Source organism: Streptomyces sp. 8K308 (genome assembly GCF_004348315.1).
Taxonomy (GTDB): Bacteria; Actinomycetota; Actinomycetes; order Streptomycetales; family Streptomycetaceae; genus Streptomyces.
The window spans coordinates 1-5,938 of the sequence record NZ_SMKC01000400.1; the positions used below are offsets into that span (position 1 = coordinate 1).

A 5,938-nucleotide genomic window follows, 5' to 3' on the forward strand; every position below is an offset into this window, starting at 1 on the left:
GGGGACACGGGGGCGCGCGGCTATCTGCGGGCGCGGGAGCGGCTGATCACGCTGGTGGAGTGCGGGGACGTGGCCGTGCCCGACGACGTGGACGAGCCGGAAGATCTCATTGATCTTCCGGCATGAGGAAACTAACATCCGTTATCCGCCTTCCTGAAGGAGTGACCGCCCATGTCCGCCGTCACCGTCGCAGCCCCGAGCGTCCTGCCACGGCAGGAGGAGGTGCTGACCGAGGAGGCACTCGGCTTTCTCGCCGAGCTGCACCGGCGGTTCACCCCCCGCCGGGACGAGTTGCTCCAGCGGCGCGCCCATCGCCGCACCGAGATCGCCAGGACGGGTGCGCTCGACTTCCTGCCCACCGCCGCCGTCCGGGACGGCGACTGGCAGGTGGCGCCGGCGCCGCCGGCGCTGCTCGACCGCCGGGTGGAGATCACCGGACCGACCGACCGCAAGATGACCGTCAACGCGCTCAACTCGGGCGCCCGCGTCTGGCTCGCCGACTTCGAGGACGCCTCCTCCCCCACCTGGGCCAACGTCATCGGCGGCCAGCTCAGCCTGGCCGACGCGTTCCGCCGCCGCATCGACTTCACCGACGAGCGCGGCAAGCGGTACGCGCTGAAGCCCGACGCGGAGCTGGCCACCGTCGTGATGCGGCCGCGCGGCTGGCACCTGGACGAGCGGCACCTGACGGTCGAGGGCCGCCCGATCCCGGGTGCGCTCGTCGACTTCGGCCTCTACTTCTTCCACAACACGGCCCGCCTGATCGAGCTCGGCAAGGGCCCCTACTTCTACCTCCCCAAGCTGGAGTCGCACCTCGAGGCCCGGCTGTGGAACGAGGTCTTCCGCCACGCCCAGGACGCGCTCGGCGTCCCGCACGGCACGGTGCGGGCCACGGTGCTGATCGAGACCGTCACGGCAGCGTTCGAGATGGAGGAGATCCTGTACGAGCTGCGCGAGCACGCCTCGGGGCTCAACGCGGGTCGCTGGGACTACCTGTTCTCGATCGTCAAGAACTTCCGTGACGCGGGCCCCGGTTACGTGCTGCCGGACCGCAACGCGGTGACCATGACGGCGCCGTTCATGCGCGCCTACACCGACCTCCTGGTCCGCACCTGCCACAAGCGCGGGGCGCACGCGATCGGCGGGATGGCAGCGTTCATCCCGTCCCGGGACGAGGCGGCCAACGCCGAGGCGTTCCGGAAGGTCAGGGCCGACAAGGACCGCGAGGCCGGGGACGGCTTCGACGGCTCCTGGGTGGCGCACCCGGGCCTGGTGCCCGTCGCGAGGGAGTCCTTCGACGCGGTGCTCGGCGACCGGCCGCACCAGAAGGACCGGCTGCGCGAGGACGTCAAGGTCACGGCGGCCGACCTGCTGGCCGTCGACTCGCTGACCGCGAAGCCCACCCACGACGGGCTGTGCAACGCCATCCAGGTCGGCACCCGCTACCTGCAGTCCTGGCTGGCCGGCCGGGGCGCGGTCGCGGTGTTCAACCTGATGGAGGACGTGGCCACCGCCGAGATCTCGCGCTCGCAGATCTGGCAGTGGCTGAACGCCGGGGTGGTGCTGGACAACGGCGAGACGGTGACGCACGACTACGTCTGCCAGGTGGCGGCCGACCAACTGGTGGCGATCCGCGACGAGATCGGCGAGGACGCCTTCATCCAGGGCCGCTGGGAGCGGGCCTACGACCTGCTGCTGCGGATCGCCCTCGACGAGGAGTACGTCGACTTCCTGACCCTGCCGGCGTACGAGCTGCTCGACTGACCAGGACGGGCCGGGACAGGACGGCGGGGCTCAGCCGGCCCCCCGGTCGTCGGTCACCGCCGCCACGAAGGCATCGGGCGGCAGGTAGGCGTGGGCCGTGACGTAGTGGTACACGAGGGTGGGCGCGATCAGCCACGCGCCGTCCACGTCGGCGACCCTGACCTCGGCCGAGCCAAGCAGCACCCGCCGCCCCTCGATGTCCACGTGGACGGGCTCCCGGCCGCAGCCGCCGAGCCGGGCGAGCCCGCAGCGGTGGATGCCCCGGGTCTGGGCCCGACGCTGGTCGCGGCAGAGCAGGCCGAGCCGCCGCACGAAGTCGGCGGGGGCCGGGCCGCGTTCGAACGGGTGGGAGTCGTCCAGCCAGCCGACGGTGCGCGCGGTGACGCCCGCGGGCACCGTCGCCGGCAGGTAGTCGTAGGGGGCGAGGTCGGGGTAGTAGGTCATCGTCAGTCCCCTCCGCTGTCCGGTCACGGCCCGTAGATCTCTCGGCAAGCCGCCCAGTGCACCCGTCCCATGTTGGGCTCCAGCAGGTCGGAGAGCCGGGTGGCCACGTCCACGGTTCTGGCCTGTCCGAGGACCGTCAGGCCGTCCGGGGGACGGAGCCAGTAGTTGGGCACCTCGCTGCCGGGGCCGTACAACTCGACCGGCCAGGGCGACTCCAGCTCGATGTCGTTGGCGAAGTCGTCCGTGATCGTCTCGCCGTGGCGACAGTACATGGCCAGCGTGGTGCCCTCGGGCACCACGGTGGTGCGGACGTCCCAGTGGTCGATGTCGCCGTGGCCGCTGAACACCGTCTCCCGGTCGGCGCGGCCGCCCGGGTTGGGGAAGAGACCGTCGTCCGGCGCGTCGGGCGCGGCCCCGCCCCCCTCGTAGGCGGCCAGGCCGAGCAGGTCGGTGAACCGGTGCGGGTTGGGCACATAGGTCACCGGGTTGGCGGCGGGCGCGAGGCCGAGCGGGTCGGGCGAGGTGTAGCGGCCGGTGGCCGGGTCGTAGTGACGGTGGACGTTGTAGTGCCAGCCGGTCTCGGCGTCGGCGTACTGGCCGGGAAAGCGCAGCGGGGTGTCGGTGGTGGCGCCCGGGGCCGGGGCACCGAGGCCCCAGAGGGTGGGGCGGGCGCGCCAGGCGATCTCGCCGGCCTCGTCGACCAGTTCGGTGGGGGTGCCGACCAGGTCGGTGACGATGGCGTAGAAGCGGGCGTCGATGTCGTCGGACGTCGCCCGCTCGGTCTGGGCGACGGGGCGCCGCCCGTCGTAGTCCCAGCTCACGGTGGTCCCGCCCGTTTCCTGGCGGCCCGTGGTGACCTGTTCGACCAGCAGCGGCCCCGCCCAGCTGAAGTCGGTGCGCTCCACCACGGTGCCGTCGGCCGCGTGCCGCCGCTTCGCGACGCGGCGGCCGAAGGGGTCGTACAGATAGGTCCAGCGGGTTCCGTCGGGGGTGGTGACGGCCGCCAGCCGGCCCTCGGCGTCCCAGGTGTAGCGCCAGGTGTCGGGTTTGCGGGACAGCCGGGTGATCTGGCGCACGATGGTGCGGCCGGCGTCGTCGTAGACGTACCGGGTCCGGCCCGCGGTGGTGACGCGGGTGCCGGTGTGCGTGCGTGTGCCGGCCTCTTCCGCGCCGGCGGCGGCCGGGGGCCAGTGGGCCACGGTCTGGTTGCCCGCGGCGTCGTAGGCGTAGCGCTCGGTCCAGTCCCGACCCGTGACGCCGGTGACCCGCCGCATGGCGTCGAGGTCGAACGCGAGGTCACCGTCGAGGGAGTCGGTGAGCCCGGTGAGCTGGTGGTCGGCACGGTAGCGGTAGCCGCGTTCGCGCACGGTACGGGAGCCCACGGTGACGGTCTGCCGGCTGAGCCGGCCGAGGTCGTCCCACGTGTGGTCGAAACCCACCCGCGCGTCGATGGTGCGGCGCAGCTCGTGGCCGGCGGCGTCGCGCTGGATGGCCATGTGGTGCCGGTCGCTGGTGAGGGTGATGCGGTGGCCGGCAGCGTCATAGCCGTGGCTGGTGCGGTGGCCGCTGGGGGTGGTGGTGGACGTGAGCCGGCCGAGGAGGTCGTACTCGTGGCTGACCGTGCGGCCGTCGCAGGTTTCGGAGAGCAGCCGGCCCATGGGGTCCCAGACCCGCTCGATCTCGACGTCCGGGCTGGTGGCGCGCAGGACGCGGCCCTCCGCGTCGAGGGTGAAGTCGGTGCGCGCCCCGGCCGTCTCGGAGCTGACGACGTGGCCGGCGCTGTCCCGGGTGTAGCGGGTGACCTCGCCGAGGGGGTTGGTGCGTGCGGCGAGCCGGCCGCACGCGTCATGGGTGTAGCTGAAGGAGCGGCCGTCGAAGTCGGTCTCCGCCACGGTGCGGCCGGCCGCGTCGTGGGAGTACTCCCAGGTCAGGCCGTCGGGCCCGGTGACCCGGGTGAGCCGCAGCTCGGTGTCCCTGGTGAAGTGGTGGCGGGTGCCGTCGGGATCGGTGCGGGTGGCGACCTGGTCGAACGGGCCGTAGGTCCATCGGGTGGTGGCGCCGTGCGGGTCGGTGAGCGAGAGCGGGTTGCCGCCGGCGTCCCAGGTCCAGCTCCGGGTGCCGCCCTGGGCGTCGGTCACCCGAAGCGGCCTGCCCTCGAGCGTCCACTCGACGCTCGTGGTGGCGCCGAGCGGGTCCGTGTGGGACACGGGCCTGCCGAACGCGTCGCGCCGGATGGTCACGGTGCCGCCCAGCGGGTCGGTGACGGCCAGCCGCAGTCCGGCGGCGTCGGTCTCGATGCGGGTGGTGTTGCCGAGCGCGGAGGTGGTCGAGGTGTGCCGGCCCCGTTCGTCGTGCGTGTACCGGGTGACCGCCCCGACGGGGTCGACGACCCGCACCAGGTTGCCTCGCTCGTCGAACTCCCGCCGCCAGCCGAGGCCGTCGGCGCCCACGGCCTCGGTCCACCGCCCGTCCTCGTCGCGGGTGAAGCGGGTGCGCCGACCGTCCGGCCTGACCAGCTCGACGAGTTCGCCGCGCTCGTCGTAGGCACAGGTGGTGGTGTGGCCCAGGGGATCGGTGAGTGACAGCAGCCGGTCGTAGCGGTCGTACGCACGCCGGGTGTGGTGGCCGGAGGCGTCGGTCTCGGTGACGAGCTGGTAGCAGTCGTTGAACTCGTACACCGTGGTGTGGCCGAGTGAGTCGGTGAAGAGGGTGCGGCGGGTCTCGGTGTCGTAGCTGATGCTGCTGCTGAGCACCCCGTCGACGCCCTCGGTGGCGACGCACCGGCCCCGGTCGTCGTAGCGGTACCGGTACCAGGTGCCGGTGCGGTCGACCCAGCCCGTCATGCGGCGGTCGCGGTCGTAGGTGAACGTCAGCGGCACCCCGGTGGAGTCGCGAATCTCCGCCAGGTTGCCGCGCTCGTCGTAGCCGTAGCGCAGCAGCACCGGCCGGTCCGGGGCGCTGAGCAGCCGGAGTTCGGTGAGCCGGCCGTCCTCGGTGGTGACGCCGACGTGGTAGCCGGCGTCGTGTGCCACGTCGGTGGGGGTCCCGTTCGCGTCGTGGGCTATGCGGATCCGGTTGCCGTGCCGGTCGGATATCGCGGTGAGGGGGAGTTCGGCGCCCGGCCGGCCGGGGACGGTGCCGAAGTGCAGGGTGCGGTCGGCCTCGGGCTGGCGCACGGTCATCTCACCGCCGGGCCGGCCGTCCCAGGAGAGCTCCCAGCGGGGGCCTTCGACGGGCAGCACCGGGGCGTCGGACAGTGGCCTCGGGTAGTCGAGGACCATGCCGTCGTCGGTGACCAGCCGCACCCCGGCGGGCTCCAGGAGGAGCCGCTGGTCCAGCGTGCAGGCCCACGACGGCCCGAGCCAGCCGCCGGTGCGCAGCCCGGTGCGGTGGTGTCGGCGCAGGACGAGCGGCAGCACGCCCGGGAGCCGCAGGTCGGTCGCGTCCATGACCATCTCGCCGGTGGCCATGTCGATCGGGTCGGAGCGCAACACCAGGTCGTCGCCCGCCCTGCCGGACCTGCGGACCGCGCGGCCGAGGCCGAGGGCGCCCTGGCGCAGGCCGCGCAGGCCGGTGGTGGCCAGGGAGCGGATGCCACGGGCGAGTCCGCCGAGGGTGGTGAGGCCCTTCATGCCGGGGATGCAGTCGAGGGCGGCGAAGGCGACGTCCCACAGCGAAGCGCGGCCGTTGGCGTAGTCGTAGAGGGTGTCGGCGAGGACGACGAGGGCGG

The 5,938-nt window shown here is 73.1% G+C and carries 3 protein-coding genes and 1 pseudogene; 2 read left to right on the top strand and 2 right to left on the bottom strand.

All coding sequences use genetic code 11. The annotated features are described in order from the left end of the window. A pseudogene (locus tag E1265_RS39945) lies at nucleotides 1-126 on the top strand (nucleotidyltransferase family protein); the annotation flags it as partial. Between the two features lie 45 nt (nucleotides 127-171). Further along, a complete protein-coding gene (aceB, locus tag E1265_RS32445) occupies nucleotides 172-1,764 on the top strand; it encodes a malate synthase A (RefSeq protein WP_132934543.1) in 1,593 nt (530 codons plus the stop codon). A 30-nt stretch (nucleotides 1,765-1,794) separates the two neighbouring features. Here aceB and E1265_RS32450 read toward each other — a convergent pair whose 3' ends face one another. Then, nucleotides 1,795-2,208: a hypothetical protein gene (locus E1265_RS32450; RefSeq protein WP_132934544.1), complete on the bottom strand. Its 414-nt coding sequence runs from the start codon at nucleotides 2,206-2,208 to the stop codon at nucleotides 1,795-1,797. A 23-nt stretch (nucleotides 2,209-2,231) separates the two neighbouring features. Then, nucleotides 2,232-5,938, bottom strand: a 3,707-nt coding sequence (locus E1265_RS40495; RefSeq protein WP_132934545.1) for a putative adhesin, incomplete at its 5' end; no start/stop codon positions are given.

Bases quoted from the DNA above. Each gene is read 5' to 3' on its own strand.
- aceB (WP_132934543.1), top strand. From the start codon at position 172: ATGTCCGCCGTCACCGTCGCAGCCCCGAGCGTCCTGCCACGGCAGGAG.
- E1265_RS32450 (WP_132934544.1), bottom strand. From the start codon at position 2,208: ATGACCTACTACCCCGACCTCGCCCCCTACGACTACCTGCCGGCGACG.